This is a genomic window from Nostoc sp. (assembly GCF_041747015.1).
Taxonomy (GTDB): Bacteria; Cyanobacteriota; Cyanobacteriia; order Cyanobacteriales; family Nostocaceae; genus Nostoc.
Window position 1 is genome coordinate 36,297 of the sequence record NZ_JBGTFY010000328.1, and the last position, 26,761, is coordinate 63,057.

Sequence of the window (26,761 nt, forward strand, 5' to 3'; positions counted from 1 at the left end):
AAAATACTGAACGAGCGATGTATTGAAATCGACAACTCTAAGATTTATGGTTGTAAAGCCTAGTTATGAGTTATAAATTATGATTTATGAGTTTTATTGCTAACTCCTAATTCCTAACTTTTTACCTGTACTGCTCGTGAATCTAAGCCGTCTGATTCCAATTTTTGATAGTTCAGTCTCCAACTGGGGATTAGAAGCACGGTTGTTGCGCTGGTTAACCTTGATTTGGCTGTTCGTCGGCTTGATAATACTGTTTTCAGCATCTTATCCCGTCGCTGACGCCCGTCATGATGATGGGTTGTACTACTTTAAGCGTCAACTGCTTTGGGTCTTCGTTTCCTTAATCGGATTCAATATTATTGTTAATTTACCATTGCAGAAAATTTTGGGACTATCTCATTGGTTTTTGTTATTGTTTTTGGCGTTAATTTTCACTACACTGATCCCAGGGTTGGGAAAGAAGGCTTTTGACGCAGCGCGTTGGATAGCGATCGGGCCGGTTCCGATTCAACCCTCAGAATTAATTAAACCCTTTTTGGTACTGCAAAGTGCACGGCTTTTTGGTCAGTGGGAACGAATCAGTTCGCGGGTTCGCTTGGCTTGGTTGGGTATTTTCGGTCTGGTACTTTTAGGAATTATTGCTCAGCCTAACTTAAGTACAACAGCACTTTGCGGCATGACTATTTGGCTAATTGCTCTAGCAGCAGGATTACCTTACAAATACCTGGGAGGAACAGCAATTGGTGGAGTGATGTTGGCAATACTCAGTATTAGTATTAAAGAGTATCAGCGTAGGCGGGTGATGTCATTCCTCAATCCTTGGGCGGATGCTACAGGAGATGGCTACCAATTGGTGCAAAGTCTACTAGCCGTAGGTTCTGGTAGAACTTGGGGAGCCGGATTTGGACTTTCCCAACAAAAGCTATTTTATTTACCAATTCAGGACACCGATTTTATTTTTGCCGTGTTCGCCGAAGAGTTTGGCTTTGTTGGTAGTATGGTGCTATTAGCACTTTTAGCTATATTTGGTACTCTGGGATTAATTGTGGCGCTGAAGGCAAAAAATCCAGTGCATCGATTGGTAGCGATCGGTGTGATGGTTTTAATGATCGGACAATCATTGCTCCACGTTGGAGTTGCTACAGGTTCTCTACCAACTACTGGCTTGCCATTGCCCATGTTCAGTTATGGTGGTAATTCCATGATTGCCAGTTTAATATCTGCTGGATTACTAATTAGGGTAGCACGCGAAAGTAGTGAAGCTGAGGTAGTACCATTGCGAAAACCCTCGCCTGAAAATGGGCGTAGACGCCGAGCTTTTCAGAAAAATAGGAATTGAGTTATTACGCTGTTTGCACGCTCAAATTTAATCGATTATGGTAGATCTAAAACCAACAAGAATCAGCATAACAGAGAGTCTTTATTTTCGAGATTGAGGCGTCGCATAAAAGATGATTTTGGAGGCAGTCTTCAACTTTCATATATCTCTGCTTTTCACATCGCCCAAAAAGTTACCTCAGAGGTAAGGGAGTCTTAAATGGGCTGCTGGGTGGAAGAGTAGGCACAATTGGGCTAATGTTAGGTATAGGAGTAGGCTCTACTTTTTTAATGACTGTAATTGCAAATCCTCTTTGCTGGGGTTGTTGCTTACCAGATATATCATTTACTAGCAGTCCGATTTGAGGCGGGAAGGCTTGATTGACTGGAAGCTTTATTGAGTCAACTGGTTTAACATCATTGCCGTATGGGAGAAGTTTAACTTGAATATTTTCTCCCTCTACACTCCAACTGAGAGTAGCAGATTCCCCTTCGTTGAGAACCACGTTTGGTTGCTCACTACCGTTGATTCTGAATGAGACAATCCTAAATGGTTTCGGTAATATTTCTATTTTAGATTCAGTCTTTTTAGAATCAATTTTTTGACTTCCATTATTAGGAAAAGCTTTGATTTCAAAGGCAAATTTCCCGGCTTTATCTGCTGGGAGAGGAATATTTGTACATCGGAGTTGTTGATTTTGTTGTGTACAGAGTTTTTGAAGTTGAGGGTCGGCAATATTACCTTGATTAAATTTATAAGTAATTGGTTCACCATAAGATGTACCATCATCGGCACTGCCGATAATTTGAATTCGTGCCAGCAATAAGGGCCGGGCGATCGCCCAACTTAAAAGAATCTTTTGACCTTTGGTATACTGTAGTTTATCTGGTTGAAAAGTAAGGACTTGAGCAATTTGTTTCTCAGCTATTTCTACTTGGGTTGTTTGGCTAGCTAACTGGTTTTTTGGAGAAAATAACTGTATACCATTACGATAAAAGGCTTGTAACTCAAAAGTGTAATTCCCTTTTGTTTTCACTCCAGTTTTAACGTTGCTACAAATTAACTCTTGTTTTTCTTGCACCTGACAAGGAGGTATTTCGTTAGCGCTTGCTTTACCCAGTGACTCAGGAATACCATTACTGAAGTCATAGGTAATAGGCTGAATCGGTTGCGAACCTTTGGTCGTCAGAACCAGCTTTTGCAATTGTTGATAATTGTGAATGTCCCACCTCAAAGCCACCTCATCCTCCTCTTCAGTGATTCGAGGGTTATTGGCACTAAAATTTTCTAATCTCAAAGGATCGGGGCTTAAAATTCGCCAAATAATGAATCCTATCCCTCCCAACAACCCCAAAATTGCCAAAATCAACAGAATAAATTGCCACCAAGGACGGGGTTTCCATACCAAAGTTCCCTGAGGCAATGTGTTAGGTAAAGGTAAATTTTGTTGGTCTTTAATATCAACTTTAAAGTTGACAACTAACCCTGTACCAAACCACGGTTGTCGCCACCAAGGTCTGGGTTTGATCGTCAACTTGGTTTCAGCGCTCCTATTAGGTAATAATCTAACTTCAGTTGGATCAAATTTATAAGTATATAGTTGTTCTTCATCTCGACTTTCTAAGCTTAATATCAGTTCGCGGACAATATTACCCCGGTTAGCTAGTGATAATTCGTACTTGCCAAGCCTACGGCTAACTTGTCCCAAGATAGTATTAAGTTCTATATCTAAGCGATAATTTGTCGGAATTTGGATGTAGACCAAATCCAGCAGTACCAAGTCTGGAGAGTTTTCCGAAGACAAGCGGATTGTCGGAGAATAGCTTCCCGCCAGGGTATCTCCAGATGGGTGAAATTTCAACAATATTTGACCTTGAGTAGCAGGGTTGAGTTCTAATGCAGTCACCTCAGACACCAACCCTGTCCCCTCAAATCCAGTTGCAGAATAATTGATTGTGAACCAGTCTTCATCTAAATCTGGGCAAGCCAAGCGGAACCTGTCTACGAGATGAGAGCGATTGTCAACTATCACTTCCACTTGCAAAGGCTCACTAGGATTGAAAATTAGTGGTTTGTTGGGGTTGGTGTTAGGTCTAATGGAAAATGTTGGGTCATTTACCCGAATTGCAGTCTGTTCTTTTAGCAGAACCTTAATTTGGTTTGGGAAGGTTATAGGAGTGTCTTGGGGATAATGTTGAGGGGAATCTACGACTAATGTATAGTCATAGGTTCCTGGGAGAGCATCAGCAGCGATTTGAAACTCAAATGTTACTTCGTCGCTATTTTGTTGGGGAGCTAATGCTAAACTTTCTCTAGGAGAACTAGACCAGCCCGTTAAATTTTGAAATACTTCATCAAAAACAAAATATAGGTCAATAACAGCACTTTGATCTCCCTGATTGATCACAACAATATGGAGATCAATGGTATCTCCTGGCATTCCAAATTGAATTCCAGGCGGGTTGATAATAACTTGTAGTGGATTGAATTTAGCTTGCATATCATCGACTTCCTTATTTGATGCGGTGTAGTTTGACTTGAAAATCTTCACTACCACTCACAATCATGGTTCCTTGATTAGTTTTCAAGTCGATACTATTGATTTTTTTAGAGCTTTGGTAAATTGTTTTACCTTCTGCTGCCTTTGTTTTGTCGAGCTGATGTTCGGGGGTTAAGTACCAAACCACAACTCGTCCATCATCGCCACCACTTACTAACAGACTACCATCATCACTAAATGCCAAACTACGCACAGATGTTTTTGATGCTGGCCAGCGGTCTAGTGGCGAGCAATTTAGTTCATTGATTTGTTCTTGAGGATTGGGATTTTTGATAGTTTGGCACTGATTCAAATTCCAAATCGTAATGAATCCTGAAGAATCGGAGGTTGCAAGGATTTTTTCTGCCGAGTTAGGAACAAAAGCCAATCCCCAAATATAGTCTTCACGCCCAACTCTTTCGTCTAGTTTTTCTAGACTCTGCACTGATAAACCTGTCAATTGTTTATCAGATTGAGTTGGATTCCATTGCCACAAGATGAAACGTTTAAAGTTTCCAGCAATCACCAGAGTTTCTGCATCTGGGCTGAGATTTAATGCCCGGACTTGGAAACCTGATAGCTTCAATGTACTTTGTAGGTCGATAACTTGCGGTTCTGGCAGAAAATTACTGTTAGACGCTGGTCTTGACCATACTCTAACTTTACCACTGCCATAACCACTGAATAAGTTAAGTGAGTTTGAGGTGAAAGCTAAATCAAAAACCCGATCGCCTTTTGCTTTAGGATCTTTAAGGTCTTGAAGTTGACTAATCTTTGCACCTGAGGGGACATCTCTTAGTTCAATTACTCCATTATCTAGACCAACAGCAGCACGATCATTTTGTAACGGCATAAACCGTAAGACTTGTACTGCGTCATCGGTAATCGCCATCAAACCTTTGGGCTGTTGCGGTTTATCACAAGCAACGGGTTGCCCAGCATATTTTACTGTATCGTCGGGGTCTAAGCTATGATTACCGATTCTCCAAAGTCTTAAGGTGCAATCATCTGACCCACTGACTACAGATAAACCAATGCCACTAAAACGCACTGAGTTTACAGAACGTGTATGCATGACATTTCTTGGTTGCAGTATTAATGCTAGGAGGGTGGCTAATAATGCGATCGCAGCCAACTGTAACCATAGAGGTATAATTGGCAAAATCTCCACTTCCAATGTCTGCGTGGCGGGGTCTGTACTCCCTAAACGTTGGTCGGATAATTCCGATTTGGCCTCCAGCAACAAAATTTTGCCGATTCCTACCCAAGGGCGTTTTGTTTTAACATCCAGGATGACTTTAGTTGTCTCTCCTAAATTGAGATTGGCAACTTCGGGAAGCTTTTTGAAACTGCATTTTCGCTCGTCTTTACCCTGCACCTGGATATTAATTTGCTGGTTGAGGTTGCTGGCGTTTTTAAATAGTAATTCAAAGGAAGCTGTGTCAGACTTCCAGTCAGGCAACCATGCCGATTTACTAGGAATTTTTAGGTGTTTTTGGGTAGTAGTAAAGTCTATAAAACCCACAGGCAAAACTTCAATATTGCCTTCAGCATTAGTTGGATAACCATTATTGCTAACAGCTTCAATAGTAAAAGGGTAATTTTGACTGGGCGCTTGCACTACAGATGGAGGTTGGCATTGAAATGTGGCTTCTGATAATCCACCTGCTTCTAAAGATAATCGGCGTTCTGCACTGCCAGCTAGCCAAGATGGATCAACACCTGTAAAACGTAATACCACTTCTGTCGGTTGTTGCCCCAAGTTCCGCAGCCGTACTGGTATATCTACAGAGTTGCGGGGATAAACTTGGAACTCTCGCACAGGCAATTCTACGCTTAAATGTGTTGGTCTGTTGTCTGGCTCGATTTTCAGGCGCAACACAAGTCTGCACTGTTGCGCTAATTGCGGTGAAAAAATCTGCACCATCAAGTTGACAGTACCGACAAATCCCGGAATGGGTGTATTGAAGATGAAAACTTGGAATATGGTACTACTGCCGGGTGGCTTCGCTGCTGCTACCTCTGGTTCGAGTCTATACCAACGATATCCTGTATTCCGGGTTTCTCCGGCTGCGGCAATTTCTATCTGAAAATTCACAAAGCGATCGCTGTCATTATTGACAGTTACCTCAAATGAGGCAGGAGTATCACCAGGACGAAAGCTTAGGTTCTGAGTTGAAAGGCTGGCACTTATAACATTTTTTTCCATGCTATTTATAACATTTATTTGTATTCTGCATGACTAGCAGTATTAGAAAATTAATGTTTGTTAAAACGTGACAATAAAATTAGGACTTACGCAAAACTAAACGCTGTAGGGACAATTCATGAATTGCCCCTACCTGAAAATCTTGGGCTTGATTGTCGAAGTTTATATGCTAATGATATATAACAATGTGGCAAATCTATCAATTGATAGATGTTGCATTCAAAAAAACTATCCGATAAAGCCTGCATACATCAACTGATATCTAGCATTATTTTTAACAAAACTTGCAAAACCGGGTTATAAGCGAAAAATCTAGATTTTCAAATTTAACCAGTAAGAAGTCCGGTTTTTGATACCTTTGCTATGTGTAAGCATCTGACTTGAGCGTTTTCCACTCCCGCAAGATATAAAAAAACACATTGAAATTCAAAAGCTCAAATCCCTACTGGGCAAAGATTGTAAAATATGTTTCTTAAAAGGTGGGCAAGCATAGTGCAAATACATAATTTTGGTACTTTACAAAATCAGCAACTTGCTAGATGATAACGAAAGGAAAAATTCCTAGTAAACAACAAGATTCTTTTTGCTTTTGGTAGTTGTGTAAAAACCCTGTAATTATAAGGCTGAGTCGGTTTAAGTTTTTCTTATAACCCTAAGCTCAAAGTAACAAAATGGTAACGCTACATATCTCACACTCCCAAGTAAATCCCGAAATTTTTACTTCCAACACCCATAGTTTAGTCTTCATCGATATGGCGGTTGAAGACTATAGCAGTTTAGTTAACGGCATACTTCCCAATACTGAAGTGTTTGTTATCGACTCGACACAGAATGGTGTTGAGCAAATTACGGAAATTCTGAGGAATTGCAATAACGCAAATTTAACCGACATACACATTGTATGCCACGGTGCCTCTGGCTACTTACAACTGGGCAACACCCATTTAGGACTTGATACCCTCGAAGAATATAGCCAGCAACTGGAACAATGGCAGAAGAAATTCTTAGCCTCCGCCAAAACCGATAGCCCCTGGAACTTACTCATCTATGGTTGCAATGTAGCTTCTGGTGATGCCGGGGAAGAATTTATTGCTAAACTGCACCAACTGACAGGAGCGAATATTGCCGCTTCTCGTCAGCGGATTGGCAATGCAGCGTTAGGCGGCCATTGGGAACTGGAAGTCCGTACCGCTGATCTAGAAGTGAGTTTAGCGATCGCAGAAACGACACAGCAGAGTTACGCAGGTGTGCTAGCAACCTTCACAGTAAATAATATTGGGGACGCGGATGATGGCGATCGCAATAACGGCATCACAACTTTACGAGAGGCAATTAATTTAGCCAATGCGACTGCTGGGGGAGATGCGATCGCCTTTGGAGGAAGATTCACAGATGCCACGCCAGACACCATCACCCTCACCTCTGGGCAACTGACGATTACTGACGATGTTACCATCTTGAAGACTGGGACATCTAATCTAACTGTGAGGGGAAATAGCGCCTCTACAGTATTCGAGATATCGGGACTAGCAACAGGTGTCAGTATTAATGGACTGGCGATCGCTAGGGGTAGTATTAAGGTCAATAGAAATTCTATTCTCAGCCTAGCTAACAGCAGTGTGTCTGGTAATACAGCCGGAAGTGGCATCTCTAACAACGGTATCCTCGATCTTACTAACAGCAGCGTCTCTGGTAATACGAAAGGCGGTATCTATAATGGTGGTTTCCTCAGCCTAACTAATAGTAGTGTTTATGGAAATACCGGGGGAACCGCCACTTTCAATGCTGATACTGCGGGAGGCGGCATTTTTAATGACGGTTCCGAGGGGAACTTTGGTACTCTCAATCTAATTAACAGCAGTGTCTCTGGAAACACGGCAAACGCTGGCGGTGGCATCTATAATCAAGGCGGTGTTCTCAGCCTAACCAATAGCAGTGTCTCTGGCAATACGGCAAGCTTCGGCGGTGGCATTTTTAACGGAGATGATAGTACTTATTTTGGCGGTTCAGCTACTCTAACTAACAGCACCGTCTCTGGCAATATAGCCTTAGAGGATGGCGGTGGCATCTATAATGGCTTCAGCTATGTGAGAAACACCAGCCTCACCCTAATCAACACCACAATTACCAATAACACAGCTGACTCAGATAGTGATGGTACTGGCAATGGTGGAGGGGTTTTTAATGTCAGTGAATACGCTGATCCCGTTAACGTTAGTAATACCATCATTGCAAGTAACTTTGACAACTCCACCTCCGGTGATATACACCCCGACGTGGATGGTAGCGTAATTGACTTGGGCAATAACCTGATTGGCAATAATACTGGTAGCAGTAGCAATATTGTTGGTGGCACTGGTTTTACCACCAGCACCCTCGTTGGCACAAGTGCCAGCCCCATTGACCCTAAACTTGGACTGTTACAAAATAACGGTGGTGCAACTTTAACTCATGCCTTACTTGCAGGTAGCCCCGCTATTAATGCTGGCAATAATTCCCTAGTTCCTACTGGCATCACCACTGATCAACGCGGCGCTGGATTTAACCGGGTATTCAACGGTATTGTTGATATTGGTGCTTACGAAGTCCAGCCCCCCATCACCCCGCAACCTGTTAATACTGACACAGTGGTAACGAATGTCAACGATTCTGGCGCAGGGTCATTGCGGCAAGCTATCCTCAACGCCAATGCGACTGTTGGGATGGATACGATTACCTTTGCGGGTGTGTTCACCGATGCCACCCCGGATATCATCTCCCTTATCTCTGGGAAATTGACGATTAGCAATGATATCATTATTTCGGGGACTGGAGCATCAAATATCACCATTAGCGGTAATAATATCTCAGGCGTGTTTGAGATATCAGGCATAGGAACAGATGCTAGCATTGATGGCTTGAAAATTGCTAATGCTAATGATGGCTTGGGGAGTATTTTGCTCAATAGCAATGCCAGCCTCAGCCTGACTAACAGCACTGTCTCTGACAATATCGGCGCGGTAGGCGGCATTTTTAATAGAGGCAATCTCAGTCTAACTAACACCACTGTCTCTGGTAATAGAGGGTCATCATTAGGCGGGGGCATTTTTAACAAAGGCAACCTGAGCCTAACCAACAGCACTGTCTCCAATAATTGGGCGTACGTTGCTGCCGATACTGCCTACGGCGGCGGCATATACAATACAGGCAACCTCAGCATAACGGGAAGCACTATCTCTAATAATGGTGTCGATGCTGATGATGGTCTTAATCGGGGAGGTCCTATGCCCTTCCCATCTTATGGTGGTGGCATTTATAACTCAGGTGTAGTCGATATAACTAACAGCACCATCTCTAATAATAGTGCCAGAGAAGGAGCCGGCATCTCTAACTCAGGTATTTTTAGTCTGACTAACAGCACTGTTTCTAGTAATAGTCTTGGATTCTATGGTTATAGAGGCGGCGGTATTTTTAACAGCGGCACTCTCACCCTCAGCAATGACACTATTACCAATAACACCTCAAGTGGCTTTTTTGGTATTCCTAATAATGTAGGCGTTTTCAATGAATCTGATGGCACTGTTATCGTTGGAAACACCATCATTGCAGGCAACTTGATCAACAACTTCTACTCCGATGGCCTCCCCGATGACCTCAACCCCGACGTTTCCGGCAACTTCACCGACGCTGGTAATAACCTGATTGGCGATCGCACTGGTAGCACTGGCTTTACTACCAGCACCCTCGTCGGCACCAGCGCTAACCCTATCGACCCCAAACTCAGCGCCCTGCAAAATAACGGTGGTTCAACCTTTACTCACGCCTTACTTGGGGATAGTCTCGCCATTAACGCTGGCAATAATGCCTTACTTCCTGCTGGTATCACCACTGACCAACGCGGTGCTGGATTTAACCGGATATCTAAAGCTGTTGTTGATATTGGTGCATTAGAGTTCAACGGGGTGAATGGAACCAATGGCGCTGATAATCTAGTGGGTAAAAACTATGGTGACATAATTAACGCTCAAGCTGGGAACGATACTATCAGAGGTAATCAGGGCAACGACATCTTAACTGGTGGCGGTGGCAAAGATAAATTTGTTTACAATTTAGGTGACGGTATTGATACCATCACCGATTTTGGTGGGCTAGGTAAAGGCTCAAATTCATCAGCAGCAATTATTGCTCAATTGGATACCCTCAAATTTCAAGGTGCTGGATTGACAGCCCGAAATCTGCTACTCACCCAGAATGGTAACAATCTGGAAATCATCTTTGAAGGGGTGGCTGATAACAAAGTTATCCTGCAAAACTTTCCCCTGGAAAACCTAGAAAACCTCTCCACCATTGGCAATATCCTGTTTGATGGGCAAAGCAGTATTGGTGACAGCTTTGATGTCTTCAATGCCAACTCCACCCAAAACACCATCTTCAACAAAAACACAGTCACCTTTCTCAATGATCTGAATAATAATGTTAGTGGTTTTAACAACTCAAATGATGTAATTAATGGTCAGGGGGGTAATGACCGAATTGATGGCAAGAGTGGCAACGACCTTCTACGCGGCGGTGCAGGTAACGATACCTTGCTTGGCGGTGCTGGCAATGACATTCTTGTTGGTAGTACATTTAACGATAACGATAATCGGGCTGATACCCTGACTGGCGGTAGCGGCTATGACAAGTTTGTTTACCAAAACTTGAATTATGCTGGTGATACAATCACTGACTTTAATCAGAGCGAGGATCAGTTAGTCCTCACTGAAGGGTTTAAGAATATTGGTTACAGTGGTAGCAATCCCATCTTAGATGGCTACTTACAGTTTGTGCAATCTGGTACTTCTACAGAAGTTAAGTACTCTAGCTATAGTGGTTCTTACTTTTTCACCTTGGCGACTTTGGATAATTTCACCGCGACAAATCTGGTAGTCGGTACTAACGTCATCGTCTAGCGCTCAGGTTTAGCCTAACGTACCGCTAATATGGTGCGTTAGGTAGGCGCTTTAATCATGTTTTTCATTACAAATCATATCGAAATACGTTGGGTTTCGTGCCTCAAACGTCACATACAACAAGAGTGGCTCGCTGCCCAACGCAGTGCATAGGTGTCAATTTAACGTAAAAGTGATGTCCCGCAAGGAACTTAAGTTCCTTGCTAATAGCACAAGTCATCTGAAGATGACTAAATACCTCCAAAAATTTCTAGTCTACTTCAGTAGACTTTAGCTGTTAGCCTTGAACTAAAGTTCAAGGTGGGTGATGAAGCCAACAGTTAAGCTATTCCTAGCTTAAGTTGACACCAATAAACGCAGTGGCTCCCCAACCTACGAATTGAGCCTTTTTTCGATTTGGCGAAGGTATTGTCTAGGGTTGACGTTTTTGGATTTCGCGCAGCCTGTAGCAGCTTCCGCCTTCCCTGTAGCCGCTCCCGCTTTAACGTTTTGGTATATCGCGCAGCCTGTAACCGCTCCCGCTTTAACGTTTTGGTATATCGCGTTAGTGGCTAGCGATTTCCGGCGATTCAGAACTGTGAGGGAGACAGAGAGATGTTTTACTGTATCTTCTAGTATGTGCGATCGCTTGCTGCAATTCTCTAATTGTCAATGGTGTTAATTCTTTGAGTACGGTAAACCGTATTTGCTCGTTAGTTCCCAAAGATTAAGTTAATTGTTAAGTTTAGTTACATAGATTAATAAATAGCAGCAAACATTGCTATTTGGGAGAAGTTATGAGAAGCGGTAGTATTTTTGATGAGCAAGACAAACTGAACAACTTGGCCGCACCCCAGATGTATGTCACACAACAGTCTCAACTTGGCTTTACTGAGTATGGCGAAAAGCTGAATGGTCGTTTGGCGATGATTGGGTTTGTATCGCTTTTAGTTGTGGAAATCTTGACTGGTCATGGTGCAATCGCCTTTTTGAACAGTCTTTAATCAAGTTTATCAAGCTAAGTTAAAAATAAGACTTATTTAACGTAGCCAATAGTCAGAGCCAGAACTCACAAAGGATTGGGGTTCTACTAAATTCTGACTCTCCGAACTTTTGAACGGTGGAAGTCTCCGCTCAAAGTTATCTCTGAATTCTGATTTATTTCATACTAAGGATTGATCACATCTATGGCAATTAAAGAACAGCCTAAGCAGCCTCGATTTCGGATGATTGCTAATATATTGCTGGCAGTATCAGGGCTATTCCTGCTTTTAAATCTGTTTTTGCCGGGTTTATTTGCTTCTGGCCCGGCTGGTGTCCCCTATAGCCTATTTATTCATCAAGTACAGGAAGGTGAGGTTAGCCGCGTTTCCGTTGGTCAAAACCAGATCCTCTACCAAATAAAAACAGAGAATGCCGAACCGGGACAGGTGTTTACAACTACACCAATCTTTGATTTAGAGTTACCCAAACTGCTAGAACAAAAAGGAGTTGAGTTCGCTGCAACACCTCCACCCAAGAACACTTGGTTTACAACCCTTTTAAGTTGGGTGATTCCACCGCTGATTTTTATTGGCATTTGGCAATTCTTTATTGCTCGTGGTGGCGGTGGTGGTGGTCCCCAAGGTGTTCTATCTATTGGTAAAAGCAAAGCTAAGGTTTACGTTGAAGGCGAATCAGCTAAAATTACCTTCGCAGATGTGGCTGGAGTAGAAGAAGCGAAAACTGAGTTAGTGGAAATTGTAGATTTCCTCAAGACTCCGGCACGCTTTACGCAAATTGGTGCAAGGATTCCCAAAGGTGTATTATTAGTTGGACCTCCGGGAACAGGTAAGACACTTTTAGCGAAAGCCGTAGCTGGAGAAGCAGGAGTTCCATTTTTCAGTATCTCTGGTTCCGAGTTTGTGGAACTGTTTGTTGGAGTGGGTTCTTCCCGAGTCCGGGATTTATTTGAGCAAGCTAAAAAACAGGCTCCCTGTATTGTATTCATTGATGAATTGGATGCGATCGGTAAATCTCGCAGCAGTAACGGCTTCTACGGTGGTAACGATGAGCGAGAACAGACCCTCAACCAGTTACTAACTGAGATGGACGGGTTTGCGGCTGGTGATGCCACAGTAATTGTCCTAGCAGCTACCAACCGCCCCGAAATCTTAGACCCGGCATTGCTGCGTCCAGGTCGCTTTGACCGCCAAGTGTTGGTAGACCGTCCCGATTTATCTGGTCGGGAAGCGATTCTCAAAATTCACGCTCAAAAGGTGAAATTAGGAGATGATGTAAACTTAAAAGCGATCGCTACTCGTACCCCTGGTTTTGCTGGCGCAGATTTAGCAAACTTGGTGAATGAAGCAGCATTATTGGCAGCTCGGAATCACCGTCAAGGTGTTGCTCAAGAAGACTTTGCTGAAGCAATTGAGCGGGTAGTCGCTGGTTTAGAAAAGAAGAGTCGGGTGATGAACGAGACTGAGAAAAAGATTGTTGCATACCATGAAGTTGGTCACGCAATGGTCGGGGCGCTAACAACCGGAAACGGTCGCGTAGAAAAGATTTCGATTATTCCCCGTGGGATGGCAGCTTTGGGCTACACTCTGCAATTACCAACTGAAGACCGCTTTTTAATGAATGAAACAGAATTGCGGGGTCAGATTGCAACTTTGTTGGGTGGGCGTTCCGCCGAAGAGGTTGTGTTTAACAGTATTACCACAGGTGCCTCCAACGATTTGCAACGAGCAACCGACTTGGCAGAACGGATGGTAACAGCTTATGGTATGAGCAAAGTCTTAGGGCCATTGGCTTACCAACAAGGACAACAAGCAATGTTCTTGGGCAATGGTGCGCCTAATCCCCGGCGGGCGGTGAGTGAAGACACATCCAAAGCTATTGATAGCGAAGTCAAGGAAATCGTGGAAACAGCCCACGAACAAGCCCTAGAAATTCTCAGACAGAATCGAGACTTGCTAGAAGCGATCGCAACTCAACTCTTAGAAACAGAAGTCATTGAAGGCGAGAAACTGCACAGTCTACTGAGTCAGGTTAAACCTGTAGCTCAATACTAATTCCTAATTAAGATTCCTCCGATTTCATCCCTAGAGGTACGCAGAGAATAACTTTGCGTACCTCTGCGTTCCTTTGCGTTTGTGAAATGCCACTTACCGCAAGGAAATGGGGGAGGGAAGAGTAGGGAGGTAGGGGAGAAAATTTTACTTTGTCCCCCTTATTCCCCTGATCGACTCTTTAAGCAAAGTGGTGCATTTTTAATACTCTGGAACTGACGAATCAATTTCTCGACTCCAAGCGGTAATTCCACCTTTGACATTCGTCCCGACAATCCCAGCTTCTTTGAGAATGGCCAGGGCTTTTGCCGATCGCCCACCCAACTTACAATGAGCAATTAAACGGTGACCATTTAATATTTCCTTCACCTTAGCAACGCCATTCCCATTCTCAATCTCTGGTAAAGGCACCAACACTGAACCAGGAATCTTAGCAATGTCGTACTCATGGGGGTTGCGGACATCCAGCAGCACAAAATCCTTTGCACCACTATCCAGCAACTCCTTTAAATCCTTAACAGTCATTTCTTCACTTTCCATCTGCTGTTTTGCTTCCTCTGCCTTAGCTTGGGGAATTCCGCAGAATTGTTCATAGTCTATCAACTTTTCAATCACTGGGCGAATCGGGTTAGGACGCAGTTTCAACTCCCGGAATTTCATTTCTAAGGCGTTGTATAACAGCAACCGTCCACTTAGAGTATTACCTTGCCCCATAATGATTTTGACAGTTTCCGTTGCTTGGATTAAACCAATAATTCCTGGCAAAATTCCTAATACACCACCTTCTGCACAAGAGGGAACCATTCCTGGTGGTGGTGGTTCTGGGTAAAGGTCACGATAATTGGGGCCATCTTCGTAGTTGAATACAGTAGCTTGGCCTTCAAAGCGGAAAATTGAACCGTAGACGTTGGGCTTATTCAGTAATACGCAAGCGTCGTTAACTAGATACCTAGTGGGAAAGTTATCAGTGCCATCCACCACGATATCGTAAGGTTGAAGGATTTCTAGGGCGTTTTCGGAACTCAGGCGAGTTTCGTATAAATCAACCTGACAATAGGGGTTAATCTCATGAATGCGGTTTTTTGCCGATTCAATCTTGGGTTTACCCACCCAAGATGTACCGTGGATTACTTGGCGTTGCAGATTGGAAGTATCAACAACATCGAAATCGACAATCCCGATGCGTCCAACACCCGCCGCCGCCAGATATAAAAGTAGTGGTGAACCTAAGCCACCTGTACCAATGCACAGAACACTGGCGACTTTCAGGCGCTTCTGTCCTTCCATTCCCACTTCCGGCAAAATTAGGTGTCGGGAGTAGCGTTCGTAATCGTCTTTGGTTAACTGGATTTCATCCAGATTAGGATTGAGCATAACATTTGTAATGTGGAAGAGCGAGAATATTAATCCTATCGAAAAATGATATCTGTCTGGAAATTAAGCTGTTAAATTATATTTTCAATTGCCTCTGCTTGAAACTGATGATGGTCAAGGCTCCAGCTTCGGAGTTCTCCAGCTTTGCCGTTTTCAACGGAAACTATTATATAGGAGTATCCCTGCCAAGGGTATAGGCGATCGCATTTACCCCACACTCATTAGTCTTCTTTATAAGTACTTCAGGCATCTCCAAAGAATTGACTATCATCAAAGTATGAAAAACAGAGAAATACTAGCAGTATTTTATACGGTTATCTCTGGTCATGTAAAGAATACGCAAGTTTATGTCTTTAAGCATAGACATCTAAGTAAATATTCTGTATATAGTTATTATAAGGTTATTTATATGTTCCCTATTTTCAAGCTAAACACCCGAAGGGCAATAGCCAAGCTATTGATCGCAAAAACTGAGAAAAGCCCGAAGCAGGCTATTTTCAAACATCCACACGCTCGTAAATTTGTACAGTTCCTAAGACTTACATATAGTCCTAGATAGTTTGGATAAGTATTACGTGCAAGCTAGTTAAGATAGCGAATCTTTAGGAAAAACTGCTAACCCTCAACGGTGACGTTAAAACCATATCGAAGTTGAAAGCCTCAACTCTCGGTAAATTTACAGTGCTTTAAAACAGCACTAACAACAGATTGATAACTGAAGTTACTGAAAACATCAATAATTTAGGTAGGTAGAAAGTTATGGCAAATATCAATGGCACGAATGGTAATGATGATCTATATGGCACACCGGGCAATGACCTCATTAAAGGCTTAGGAGGTAATGATTACCTATATGGGAATTTTTATTACTATGATTACTATAATGGATATTATGATGACCCATATCGGAATGGGGGCAATGACACCCTAGATGGTGGTTATGGTAATGATTTTCTTTATGCCTCCTATTCTATAGGGACAAATAGTCTTAAGGGTGGAAGCGGGTCTGATAATTTAGATATTTCCTACTCTTCTGGGAATAATATTTTAGATGGTGGCTCTGAAGATGATTCCCTTTATGCCTACTCTTCTACAGGGAAAAATACTCTCAAGGGTGGAAGTGGGTCTGATAATTTAGATATTTCCGTTTCTTCTGGGAATAATATTTTAGACGGTGGCTCTGAGAGTGATTTCCTTGATGCTTCTGCCTCTGCTGGAAATAATACCCTCTCTGGAGGTGCAGGAAATGACATCCTTAGTATTAATTCCTCTACTGGTAACAATAGGGTTTCAGGTGGATCGGGAGATGATTCTTTTTACGCCTATGAAGTTCAAGGCAGAAATACTCTCAATGGAGAGTCTGGTAATGACTCCTTTTATTTTACAGATACAGCCCCTTCTTCCTTAGTGACTCAAACGGTAGATGGGGGAATAGGTGATGATTTGTTGTTTGTCGATTACACCTATGCTACTACTACTAGCGGAATCACTTCGACTTTCAACGCTAGTACCAAAAAAGGCTTGATTACAGTTGGGACGAATCGGGTTAGCTACAAAAATATCGAACGATTAAACATCACAGGTACAGCCTATGATGACTTGATTGTAGGCACAAGTGGTAATGATACGCTGGATGGGAGAAGAGGTGATGACACCCTCGATGGTGGAAGAGGTGATGATTTGTTGTCTGTCGATTACACCTATGCTACTAGCGGAATCACTTCGACTTTCAAAGCTTGTACTAACCAAGGCTTGATTACAGATGGGACGAATCGGGCTAGCTACAAAAATATCGAACGCTTAAATATCACAGGTACAGCCTACGATGACTTGATTGTGGGAAACGATGGCAACGATTCTCTCTATGGGGGCAGTAGTGGCAATGATACGATTATTGGCGGTCAGGGTAACGATTACTTGAATGTTGACAATTCAAAAGGCGATAACACCCTCGATGGTGGCATTGGTAATGATAACTTAAATGCTACCTCTGCAACAGGCGATAACTTCCTCGATGGTGGCGATGGCGATGATAACTTGAGTGCATCTACCGCATTAGGCAATAACACCCTCAACGGTGGTTTTGGTAACGATTATTTGAATGCTACCTCTGCAACAGGTGATAACTTCCTCGATAGTGGCGATGGCAATGATTACTTGATTGTTGACGATTCAACAGGCAATAACTTCCTTGATGGTGGCGATGGCGACGATTACTTTAGTGCAGGTAGAGCATCAGGTAATAACACACTCAACGGTGCTGCTGGTAACGATACCTTCAATATTAACTATTCAACAGGTAATAACTTTCTCGATGGTGGCGATGGCAATGATTCTCTTACTGCCTCTGGCTATTTCAATCAAAGCTATACCGCATCTGGCAATAACACCTTCAACGGTGGTGCTGGTGATGATTACTTAAATGTTGACAATTCAATAGGCGATAACACTCTCAACGGAGGCGATGGTAATGATATTTTCAGCATTGACAATTCAGGAGGTAATAATCTACTGAATGGAGATGATGGCAATGACTCCTTCTCTTTCAGGGCATCATATATCGCCCCCTCTTCTGTATTGACTCAAACAGTAAATGGAGGAACAGGTGACGATTTCTTATCTGTCAGTTATTACAATGCTAATTACTATGCAGGGGGGATCATTTCAACTTTCAATGCTACTACTGACCAAGGATCAATTACGGTAGGTCCCAATGAGATTAGCTACGAGAATATCGAAAGATTAAACATCATTGGTACAGCCTACGATGACTTGATTGTGGGGAGCAATGGCAACGATTCTCTCGGTGGCTATTATGGCAATGATACGATTATTGGCGGTCAGGGTAATGATCGCTTGATTGTTGACTTTTCATCAAGCGATAACCTACTGGATGGAGGTGATGGCGCTGATTATCTCACTGCCTATGGCTCTGCCTTCGAGTACCGTGGCGAGTTTTCTCTTGATGCTATCTCTGGTAATAACACCCTTAAAGGTGGCGCTGGTGATGATACCTTAAATATTAGCTACTCAATTGGCAATAACCTACTCGATGGTGGCGATGGCAATGATTCTCTTACTGCCTCTGGCGATAGCTCGGTATACTCTTCTTATGGAGTTTATACTGTTTCTGGCAATAACACCCTTAACGGTGGTGCTGGTGACGATTACTTGAATGTTGACTACTCATCAGGCAATAATCTGCTGCTTGGGGGCGATGGGAACAACATACTGATAGGCGGCAGCAACGGTTTTGATACCTTTGCTTTCAATAGTTTTAATGAAGGCATAGATACTATCTATAGCTATGGTGGACTAATTCAAGTATCGTCCACTGGCTTTAGTGGCGGTTTATCACTAGGTTCACTCTCATCTGAGCAGTTTACCATCGGAACATCTGCAACCACAAGCAATCAACGATTTATCTATGACAACGTTACAGGTGCATTGTTCTTTGACCAAGATGGCAGTGTGGGTGCATTTAGTCAGGTTAAATTTGCACAAATAGGATTTGAATGGTCACTTACCGAAAACAATTTTGTGGTTGTTTAATCGTGATTCGTATTCCATAAATCAGCAGCAGAGGAAGATAGCGAAGTGCTTAATTAGCTATTTTCAGGTAAATAGACCACGCAGGGGTAGATAAATAATTGCTCGTGCGTGTCAAATTAAGCCCCGCTGAAGCTCATTTGTGGCTATACAAACTCAAGTCCGCCTAGGCGGACTTGGGAAACAAAGGATTAAGCCTCTTCTGAGTATTATAAATTAGGAATTATTTCAATTGCCTCTGCTTGAAACTGATGATGATGGTCAAGGCTCCAACTTCCGAGTTCTCCGGCTTTACCGTTTTGGACGGTAACTATTATATACGAGTATCCCTGCCAAGCATAGAGCCGATCGCATTCTGAGGGGATAGCAGGATGATCTGGGTGGGAGTGAAAAATGCCGATGATGTTCAGTGAGCGATCGCGCGCTTCCCTTTGTGCTTGTAACATAACTTGAGGTGCGATCGCATATTGCCGTTTTTTACTTTCTGTTGTGCGATCGCCTGGAAACTCAGCCGCAGCCTCTGTATCCCAGACATTTTCTGTTGGCATAACTTCGACCACAGTTTTCCCTTCACTAGCCATATAGCCTAAAATAATCCCGCAACACTCATCCGGGTAGGTGCTTTCGGCATGGGTATGGATAGTTTGTAAGTGTTCTTGACTAATTCGGATCATCTCTGCATTTGTGATTCTAGCAATTTATAACGATTCTCGCTTAGATACAAGACATTGCCATGCGTAGGCGTAGCCCAACCCAGGCGATCGCTTGATCTTAAATCATCATGTTAGGCGTAGCCCAACCCAAGTGAGCGGTAAAGAAAATATGTATTTTTTTGATTATCAAAGTATGAAGAATACAAAAAGATAATTACATAATCTATATTTTTCGGCGAATAAGGTGAAGAATATACAAAGATATGTTTTTTCAGTGAAGATATGTTTTTCAGTATAGACATCCAAGTAAATATCTAGTATTTAGTTATTATGAGGTTATTTAAATGTTCCCTATTTTCGAGCTAAAATCTTTATCCTTTGTAAACTGTTACCTATTTTCAAGACAGTAGGACTTACGCATTGACAAAAAAACAAATTATCAAGTGTGGGCTTCAAACATTTAAGCTTAGTTTGACGGCACTTTTTTAGCGATATCTAAGTTGGGCTGCGCCTATGCTACTGAGTCAAGGATGATTTAAAAAAGCTTAAAACATCCTATTTTGGTAATGTCACACTTTCGTATATTTGTACATTGCCTAAGACTTAGATAGTCCCAAATAGTTAGATAAGTGCCACGTGCAAGCTAATCAACAGGATAAATATTCGAGAAAAATTAGTGAGCCTCAAGGGTGACATAAAGTATATCGAAAGCGTCAATTTTCGGACAGTTCTTTGTGTCCTAAAACGGCGCTGACAGCAGATTGAAAACTTAACAATTACTGAAAAAATTGACTTAGGAAGATAACAGTTATGGCAAATATCAATGGAACCAACGGTAATGATACCCTATTGGGTAGCAATTTCGCGGACACGATTAACGCGAAAGTAGGTAATGATAGCATCACAGCTAACAAGGGCAACGACACCTTGACTGGTGGTAGCGGTAAAGACAAATTTGTTTACAACTTGGGTGATGGCATCGATACCATCATCGATTTCGGTGGCATAGGTAAAGGCTCAAATCCATCGGCCGCAGTCATTGCCGAAGTTGATACCCTCAAATTTCAAGGTGCTGCCTTCACCGCCCGAAATTTGTTGCTTACACAGAATGGTAGCAATCTGGAAATCACCTTTGAAGGAGTTGCTGGTTCTAAAGTTATCCTGCAAAACTTTGCTCTCGAAAAACTAGAGAACCTATCCACCCTGGGCAATATATTGTTTAATGGGCAAACCAGCATTAGTGACAACTTTGATGTCTTCGATGCGAATTCCACCCAAAGCACCATCTTCAAAAAGAACACAGTCACCTTTCTCAATGACCTCTCCAATAACATTACGGGTTTAGACAACTCCAATGATGTTATCAATGGTCAGGGAGGTAACGACAAAATCGATGGCAAAAGTGGTAACGACTTGCTGCGTGGTGGTAGAGGGAATGATACTCTCATTGGTGGTGCGGGCAATAACACCCTTAACGGTGGTGTCGGTGACGATAACTTGAATGTTGACTCTACAACAGGCAATAATCTGCTGGATGGTGGCGATGGCAATGATTCTCTTTCCGCCTTGGGTAACTACGATGTAGTGTCTGGTAATAATACTCTCAAAGGTGGCGCTGGTAAAGATTCCTTGAACGCTGACGATTCAACAGGTGATAATCTGCTGGATGGTGGCGATGGTAATGATTCTCTTTCCGCCTCTGCTAGCTACTATAGCCCTGGGGTGTTTGGTAATAACACCCTCAACGGTGGTGCTGGTAACGATTACTTAGATGCTTTCTTTTCAACAGGCGATAACCTACTGGATGGAGGCAATGGTAATGATTCTCTTTCCGTTAATCTTGCCGATGGTAATAATATCCTCAAAGGTGGCTCTGGTGACGATACTTTGCGTGCTGACATTTCAACAGGTAATAACCTACTAGATGGAGGCAATGGCAATGATTCTCTTTCCGCCTCTAGCTTCGAGGGCTACAGATTTGATAACACCTCTGGCGATAACATCCTCAACGGTGGTGCTGGTACTGATACCTTGAATGTTGACTATTCACGAGGCGATAATCTGCTCAATGGTGGGGATGGCAATGATTCTCTTTCCGGCTCTGGCTACGGCTACGGCTACGGAGGAACTTACTATAGCACCACTGGCAATAATACCCTCAACGCTGGTGCTGGTGCTGATATCTTGAATGTTGACTATTCAGAAGGTAATAACCTCCTCAATGGTGGCGATGACAATGATTTTCTCACCGCCGCAGGCTACTATGAAGACAACTATTATAGCGAAGTTCCAATCTATCGTAGGGCGTCTGGCAATAACATCCTTAACGGTGACACTGGTGCTGATACCTTGAATGTTGACTATTCAACAGGCAATAATTTACTCAATGGTGGCGATGGCAATGATTTAGTTTCTGCCAATGCCGCATTAGGTAATAATACCTTTAACGGTGGCAATGGCAATGACACCCTTTATGGAGGGGATGGTACTGATATTTTTGCTTTCAATAGTTTCCATGAAGGCATTGATAGTATTTATAACTTCAACGCTACTAATGAACTGATTCAGGTATCGGCTGCTGGTTTTGGTGGCGGATTATCACCAGACTTACTCTCATCTACTCAGTTTACACTCGGAACATCTGCAACAGCGATCGCTCAACGATTTATCTATGACAATACTACAGGTGCGTTATATTTTGACCAAGATGGTAGTGCGGGTAGTTTTACTCAAATCCAATTTGCACAACTATTTGGTGGAGTATCACTAACCGAAAACAACTTTGTGGTTGTTTAATCGTGATTAGGCTTCGATGACGAAGCGGCAGAGAACAATCAAAAATCTTTAAAATGGGAGGTGCTATTTTAAGCACCTCCCATTCAATTCATAAAAGCAATGAGGTTAATAAGCCAAGTCAATATAGCGATCCTATTTGCCGTTCTGGGCGGGAACTCTTATATACGAGTATCCCTGCCAAGCATACAGATGATCGCTAACGCGTGCTTTCCTTTGTGTTGCTAGCATAACTTGAGGTGCGATCGCATATTGCCGTCTTTTACTTTCTGTTGTGCGATCGCCCGTTGGGAAAAGTTTCGGTTTAATCCCCCTCCTTCTCGGCAGCAGTTGGAAGCATTGGCTGTTGTAGTGGGGGTTGATGTCGATAGGTTAGTGCAGATGTTACCACCTGCTGGGGTGGGAATGAAAATGGAGCCTATTCGGTTATGTGCTGCTTGTTATACCGAGTCACCATGTCACAAGATTGAATGGCAGTTTAAGGATATGCAGGCGTGTAAGCCTCATTCAGTTAAGGTTATTGTCGGAATGTCCTAATTGTCGAGCGAGGTTTAAGGTTCCAGCTTTGTGGGTAGATGGTTGGTGTCAGAGGTGTTTTACCCCATTTGTGAAGATGACAACAAAGCAAAAGCTTTTTTATAGTTAGATTATTATGTTAACATCTTGATTTCAGCCAAAAGCAAAAGATTTTTTGATAAACTAACGATCTTCACTATAGAGAAAAATAAAATTATTATCTATCTGTATATCAGGATATAGAGTAGTCAATTCTTCGGTTATATGACAATGGTAGTTTTTTATAGGAATTTCAATAATTTTATTACGTATTAATATAGCAAAAAAATATTGAAATAATGAAATACTACGAGGAATTTTTTTAGATGAAGTCGAATTAATTTCTATTTTTATCTTGTCAATAATTCCTTGGATATTGTTTTCTTTATTTGCATCAACAGCCAGACGATATAAGTTATCACAAAAACGGTTCATGTCTTTTGGTTGTAGTTCATTAGGAATTTTACCATTTTCAAATAGCTTGTTAATTTCATTGGCTAATTTACGTTTAATTTTTATACCAGGATAATTATTTTCTTGGATAATAAGAGAGGTTTGTTCAAAAGCAAGAATAAGCGTATCTAGTTGTTCAACGTTTGCTTTAATTTGTGCTGATAAACGTAATTTTTTCCAGTCAATTTCAGAACTTTTATATACTAAATCATGAGTTGAAACTGACCATGCATGTTCAAAAGCACTTTTAATTTGAATTTCAAAAGTAATATTATAAATACTTAATTCATTATCTGGATTTAAGGCATCAAATTTTTTAATTTGAGCATATATTCTAGTCGAATCAAACCTAAAAATATCCGGTGCTTTTTTATTTTGTCCTCTTTTAACTGTTCGTATAATCTCAAAATTATTGTTACAAAATTGTATTACTTCTTCTTCATGAGATAAAGTAGGTATTATAATAGTGCAAGCAAATAAATCGTCTAAATCTGACCATTTTTTAAATCTACCTGTTTCAATTTTTTCCGCAAGAGATTCAACACTTTTAATGCGCGAAGTAAAAGCATATCCTTTGCTTTCACAAAAATTGACTAATGTTGATTTAATTGTCTCTGCAAGTCTTTTAACAAAAGGACTATATTCATTATATTTACGCTCTAGTATAGAAGGATAGATCATACATCTAAGATTCTTATCAGTTTAGATTTCCCTGAATTACAGATTTCATAATTCTAATTCTAATTTTTCTTGTACCTGCATCTGTAAATGAGAATTTAACAGCGTCATAGTAGTCTAGTGCATTTTTTTGATAGTCTGTTAATGAATCTTTAGACTGATTTTGTAATTCTGAATCTCCTACTATTTTCAGAAAACTATTAATTCTTTCACCAATATCTTTAGATATCATCAATCCATTGTCATTTTCACGATTTAACTCAGCAATAGCACCAAACAACGAGTAAAAATCAGCTTGATTTTTCAATCTCGTTTTAGATAAATTTATATCTTGTGATAAATCTAATATCTCTTTGATATATTTAACTGTATTACGAAATTCATTCTCAATTTCTTCTTTTACTTCCCAATTAATATCTCGATCACTAAATGCTTTATCAAGATATTCTTGACTATAAGCTCTAACACCATCTTCTAGAAAAAGTAATAGTTGAGCAACCATTTCAACATCTTTCATTTGTTTTTTAGATCTTCGATCAATTGCTGGAAAATTTCCACCTAAATACTCGAACATCCAGCTAGTTAATTCTTCTACTGTAGTAATAAAATCTCCGTTAAACTTTGCATGACGAAGTTATTGAAGTGTTAATTTAATTACATTACGATTTATACGGTCAAATATATTACCAATTATTTTTTCATCAGATGATGGTACATATTCTATCGCAAACTGATATTTCCAAAAATTTTGTTTATCTTCAGGATCTAAATCTTTAAAATATTTACCACGAAATCTTTCAATTGTAGCTTTTTCATACACAGGAAATTCGTTGTTTGCAAATTCAAATAAAGTAGATAATCTTTGTTTGCCATCCACTATACTAACTTTAGATACTCCTTCAGGAGTAATTTCTTGATATATAAATATTGCAGGTGCAGGATAGCCATTAAGTACAGTATCAACAAAAAAATCTTTATAGTCTTGGTTCCAAACACTACGTCTTTGATAAGGTGGATCAAGCTCAAGGAGTTTTCTATTATAGAGATCCCAAAACCAAGAAACAGTTTGAAAGTTAATTGTCCTACTCATTAGATATATTTAGCATATAGTATTGATTGAGATGGCTTTTATCGCACATTCTTTCAACACCTTTGATACGGGTAATTCTATCGCATTTTCATTAGACTATCAGCTTTTGTTCCAATCTTCGATAAATCTCATCCAACCAGACAGGAATCACTGGTTTATCTTCAACTAAGGAAGCGATCTCCTTTTTTCTGTCAAACTCCACAAGCTCAAGCGATCGCCTCTAAGATAGCTAACGCAGTCATCAGGGTAGATGTTGTAGTAATTCCAGAGTTTTTAAGCGATAGAGAAAGATTGGTTAGCCATTGAGTAATGCTATACGTACTTTTATTAGTAACGAAAAATTATATTTTTTTTTGATACTGCTTGCCGATACTTTCGCTGGTAAAAAAACTCAGTGTTTGTTCAATCGACTTTAGCGCTGATTGAATATCTGTACTCAGCGCATCTGCCTCAGCTTTAATCACAGCTACACCCTTACCAACTTCCGTCAGAGATTTTTTTATAGTTCTGATTCGTCCCAAAGCTGTGCGGATTTGCTGAATCTGTTGTTCAACAGCAGTCACATCCAGTTCTGATTCAAAGCTACGCAATTTATTTAACCTTTGCTGGATCACCAAAAAGCGGATAGCAATGATTAAAAATGGATGAGTTGTGGCGACCCAATAACCTGACTCAGAAACTCCCTCTGCCCAATCACCGATTTCCTGCGCTAATCCCTCGCGGGAATAACTTAAAAAAATTGCCGAATTTGCAGAACGCCGCACCATTGCTGACTGTAAATGTTGAGTGATTGCTTGGCGACCAAAAGGTTTTGAGGGTCGTTTCCTAGCTTCAATCACTATTGATAGTTCAATTACAGCTAACGATTTACTGGTAAACTTTACGAGAATATCGCCAGTATCCCCATCATGACCAATATGCTCCACCTCTACTCCACTCAACTTTGACCAATTTCGCAGTTCGACAACAACTAATTCCTCATAGTTGATGCCTTTTGCAGTTGTCTGCTCAAGTACTTGTTGTGTCACCTGTTGATCTCGAATTTCTCTGGTCAGTTTTTCCACTTGTTCGGTTAATGGTTTCACAGACTCAGAAACCACATCTTTAACTGCCGCAGCCAAAATACCATTTTCCTTAGTGACATTTATTAATGCTGCTTTAAATGCGCCTTGAATGGAATCAGAGCGTTTGGCATCTAATAACTGACGTAATGAATTGAGAAAGCGGCCAACAACAGAAGTTTCTCTGGCGGGGTCTATTTCTTGTGTGAGCAAAGTGCTGACGCTATTGAGTTTTTCATTGAGGATGGTTGAAGTGAGATTAATTTGAGTTTGGAGTGGAGCTAATAATTGGCCGTTATCTGTCCCTACTTGATTAACTAATTCCTGCTGGAAAGACTCTGCAATTACTTTGACCGACCGCTGAAACTCCACCAATAAAGATTCCATCTGCTGCTTAATTAATTCGTTGCCATGACGAGTTTGAGCAGTTTGCAAGCACAGAAATCCTAAGTCAAAAGCATCCAAGCAAATATCCTCGTATTCTGACTGGGGAAATTGTTGTAAGTAGCTGATGGCATTTTTGAGA

Annotated in this window: 16 protein-coding genes; 7 read left to right on the forward strand and 9 right to left on the reverse strand. The window is 41.4% G+C overall.

All coding sequences use genetic code 11. The annotated features are described in order from the left end of the window. Positions 1–136: 136 nt before the first annotated feature. The gene (locus ACEW80_RS26690) at positions 137–1,339 is read left to right on the forward strand and encodes an FtsW/RodA/SpoVE family cell cycle protein (protein WP_373529494.1); all 1,203 of its coding nucleotides are present in this window, start codon (positions 137–139) and stop codon (positions 1,337–1,339) included. Positions 1,340–1,511: 172 nt separating this feature from the next. Here ACEW80_RS26690 and ACEW80_RS26695 read toward each other — a convergent pair whose 3' ends face one another. Further along, a complete protein-coding gene (locus ACEW80_RS26695; RefSeq protein ID WP_373529495.1) occupies positions 1,512–3,818 on the reverse strand; it encodes a hypothetical protein in 2,307 nt (768 codons plus the stop codon). A gap of 13 nt (positions 3,819–3,831) precedes the next feature. After that, positions 3,832–6,066 (reverse strand): hypothetical protein, encoded by a 2,235-nt coding sequence (locus tag ACEW80_RS26700; protein ID WP_373529496.1) that lies wholly within the window; start codon positions 6,064–6,066, stop codon positions 3,832–3,834. Positions 6,067–6,737: 671 nt separating this feature from the next. Between ACEW80_RS26700 and ACEW80_RS26705 the strand changes: the two genes are divergently transcribed. Beyond that, positions 6,738–10,997, forward strand: coding sequence for a DUF4347 domain-containing protein (locus ACEW80_RS26705; protein WP_373529497.1), 4,260 nt, complete (start codon positions 6,738–6,740; stop codon positions 10,995–10,997). Between the two features lie 544 nt (positions 10,998–11,541). Here the strand turns inward: ACEW80_RS26705 and ACEW80_RS26710 are convergent. Further along, positions 11,542–11,700: a hypothetical protein gene (locus ACEW80_RS26710; protein ID WP_373529498.1), complete on the reverse strand. Its 159-nt coding sequence runs from the start codon at positions 11,698–11,700 to the stop codon at positions 11,542–11,544. 73 nt (positions 11,701–11,773) lie between these two features. On the opposite strand from ACEW80_RS26710, the gene ACEW80_RS26715 reads away from it, so the two are divergent. Continuing rightward, positions 11,774–11,980, forward strand: a complete 207-nt coding sequence (locus ACEW80_RS26715; protein ID WP_373529499.1) for a chlorophyll a/b-binding protein — start codon at positions 11,774–11,776, stop codon at positions 11,978–11,980. A gap of 183 nt (positions 11,981–12,163) precedes the next feature. Beyond that, positions 12,164–14,032: an ATP-dependent zinc metalloprotease FtsH4 gene (gene ftsH4, locus ACEW80_RS26720; RefSeq protein ID WP_373529500.1), complete on the forward strand. Its 1,869-nt coding sequence runs from the start codon at positions 12,164–12,166 to the stop codon at positions 14,030–14,032. Between the two features lie 198 nt (positions 14,033–14,230). Here the strand turns inward: ftsH4 and moeB are convergent, their stop codons facing one another. Then, positions 14,231–15,403, reverse strand: coding sequence for a molybdopterin-synthase adenylyltransferase MoeB (gene moeB, locus ACEW80_RS26725; RefSeq protein WP_373529501.1), 1,173 nt, complete (start codon positions 15,401–15,403; stop codon positions 14,231–14,233). Positions 15,404–16,162: 759 nt separating this feature from the next. On the opposite strand from moeB, the gene ACEW80_RS26730 reads away from it, so the two are divergent. Further along, complete coding sequence (locus tag ACEW80_RS26730; protein WP_373529502.1) at positions 16,163–18,955, forward strand: beta strand repeat-containing protein; 2,793 nt, start codon at positions 16,163–16,165, stop codon at positions 18,953–18,955. Between the two features lie 206 nt (positions 18,956–19,161). On the opposite strand, the gene ACEW80_RS26735 is transcribed toward ACEW80_RS26730, so the two are convergent. Then, on the reverse strand, positions 19,162–19,626 hold the full coding sequence (locus ACEW80_RS26735) for a Mov34/MPN/PAD-1 family protein (protein ID WP_373529503.1): 465 nt from the start codon (positions 19,624–19,626) through the stop codon (positions 19,162–19,164). Between the two features lie 789 nt (positions 19,627–20,415). Here ACEW80_RS26735 and ACEW80_RS26740 point away from each other — a divergent pair. After that, on the forward strand, positions 20,416–22,401 hold the full coding sequence (locus tag ACEW80_RS26740; RefSeq protein WP_373529504.1) for a beta strand repeat-containing protein: 1,986 nt from the start codon (positions 20,416–20,418) through the stop codon (positions 22,399–22,401). A gap of 249 nt (positions 22,402–22,650) precedes the next feature. Next, positions 22,651–22,935, forward strand: a complete 285-nt coding sequence (locus tag ACEW80_RS26745) for a TniQ family protein (protein ID WP_373529505.1) — start codon at positions 22,651–22,653, stop codon at positions 22,933–22,935. 162 nt (positions 22,936–23,097) lie between these two features. Here ACEW80_RS26745 and ACEW80_RS26750 read toward each other — a convergent pair whose 3' ends face one another. The 4 genes from ACEW80_RS26750 to ACEW80_RS26765 all read right to left on the reverse strand — a co-directional run. Continuing rightward, the gene (locus tag ACEW80_RS26750) at positions 23,098–24,087 is read right to left on the reverse strand and encodes a hypothetical protein (protein WP_373529506.1); all 990 of its coding nucleotides are present in this window, start codon (positions 24,085–24,087) and stop codon (positions 23,098–23,100) included. A gap of 16 nt (positions 24,088–24,103) precedes the next feature. Beyond that, entirely contained in the window at positions 24,104–24,601 is a 498-nt protein-coding gene (locus tag ACEW80_RS26755) for a hypothetical protein (RefSeq protein ID WP_373529507.1), read from the reverse strand. A 117-nt stretch (positions 24,602–24,718) separates the two neighbouring features. Next, positions 24,719–25,174, reverse strand: a complete 456-nt coding sequence (locus ACEW80_RS26760) for a DUF262 domain-containing protein (protein ID WP_373529508.1) — start codon at positions 25,172–25,174, stop codon at positions 24,719–24,721. 341 nt (positions 25,175–25,515) lie between these two features. Next, a partial coding sequence (locus ACEW80_RS26765; RefSeq protein ID WP_373529509.1) for a hypothetical protein occupies positions 25,516–26,761 on the reverse strand: 1,246 nt, incomplete at its 5' end.